At 42.0% G+C, this 1,976-nt stretch carries 1 pseudogene; it reads left to right on the top strand.

Annotated features, from left to right (window positions below):
• A pseudogene (locus tag RDS42_RS14450) lies at positions 1 to 1,976 on the top strand (adenine methyltransferase); the annotation flags it as partial.

Below are 1,976 nucleotides of genomic sequence, written 5' to 3'. Positions count from 1 at the left end.
AAAGGATTTACCATAGATGGTCAGAAAATCAGTATCTGGTATGACAATGATGGTATCCGTATCCGGCGAGGGGACTCTGCCAGAAGAAACTTTGACCGCATGGTTACGTGGGAAGAAGCAGCGAACAGAATTCGGGATATGTATGAGGATGGAAATTACGTGGATAATTTGATTTCCAATAATGCCATTGAACAGGAGCAGGAAGAAATGACCAATCTTCTTGCACTTCATTTTCGGGATACTTGCAGAAACTGGGAAAAGAAACAATCATATTCAGACTGGCAGGATGTAGTGAGTGGAGCATGGACAGATCAAGAGGAAGCAGATGCGATTGTCTATCGTTTTGAATGGCTGCAGAAATATATGGATGAGAATCCGGGAGATTATCACCGCTGGGAGATTCAGCATAATCCGGAATATCTCCAACGCTTTCAGGATCTTCAGAGGGAGCGTTCCTGGGTAGACCAGAAATTTACGGTCGAACGTCCGGCACTTTCCTTTATTACACAAGATGAAATAGATGCTGTCCTTAGAAGAGGCGGCATTACAGCCGGAGGGCACAACCGGATCTATGAGTATTTCATGGAGCATCATGATATGAAAGATGCAGCAGAGTTCCTGAAAAATGAGTATGGAACAGGTGGTGCATCACCTGGGATACCGGGAGCGTATGAATCTGATGCCTCACATGATGCAAAAGGATTAAAACTTGCGAAAGGAAAGATTGGCAGTCCAGAAGTAGAAATTCTATTAAAATGGAATAAGGTTGCAGAACGTGTCCGTCAGCTGATCCGCACCGATGATTTCTTATCACCGGAAGAATTGGAAAAGTATGAAGAGCGGCAGGAAGCACAGAGACTGGCAGATTTGGAAGAAGCACAGCAGATGTTAGGAGAACAGCTGGAGCAGGATACTTTGACAGCGGAAGATATAACTGATTTGAGATTAGTTGATTCAGAATATATGTCCGGTACCAGAACAAGAATCCATGATTTTGATTGCAAAGTTAAGGGAGAAGTGAATCGACTTCAATACACATTAGAATATCATGATGATGGAGAAGGTTTCACGATTCATACGGAAAAAGATGATATTTGGAATCGAATGTCAACACAAGAATTGGAACGTCTGGATGTAAAACTCGGACAAGAAGTACTTTATTATCATTATCACAACAAAACTGTAAATGCGGATACCTTAGATGAATTACGGGAAATCAGGGAAGAAATTATGGAGGAAGAGTCCTCGTATTTTACTGCTATTTCTCAACGTGTGTGGACAGATTATGATAAAAAAGAAAAAGAATTATCGGGAGAAGCTGAGGTATCGGAAGAAAAAGAATCTTTGGAAGAGATTAACGGAATAGCAGAACCGATTCAAGCAACGAACTTCCGTATCACAGATGATGAACTTGGACAGGGAACACCGAAGGAGAAATTCCGAGCCAATATCATGGCTATCCAGTTGTTAAAGAAATGTGAGGATGAGAACCGCAATGCGACATCAGAGGAACAGAAAATCTTATCCAGGTACGTCGGCTGGGGAGGTCTTGCAGATGCATTTGATGAGACAAAAGCTGCATGGGAGACAGAATATCTGGAATTAAAGACGGTTCTTACACCAGAGGAATATGCTGCAGCCAGAGCTTCCACTTTAAATGCTCATTATACACAGCCGATTGTGATTGAAAGTATGTATCAGGTGTTGGAGAATCTGGGATTTACAAAAGGAAATATCCTGGAGCCGTCTATGGGAGTCGGGAACTTCTTTGGAATGCTTCCAGAGAATCTAAATCAGTCCAAACTCTATGGTGTGGAACTGGACAGTATCAGCGGTAGAATTGCAAAGCTACTCTATCCAGATGCCAATATTCAGATCAAAGGTTTTGAGAAGACAGATTATCCTAATGATTTTTTTGATGTGGCGATTGGAAATGTGCCATTTGGTGCATACAAGGTCAATGACCGTCAGTATGA

This window comes from uncultured Blautia sp. (assembly GCF_902497045.1).
Lineage (GTDB): Bacteria > Bacillota > Clostridia > Lachnospirales > Lachnospiraceae > Blautia_A.
Note: the sequence above shows the minus strand (reverse complement) of the source record. Positions and strands in the feature narration are given on the sequence as shown.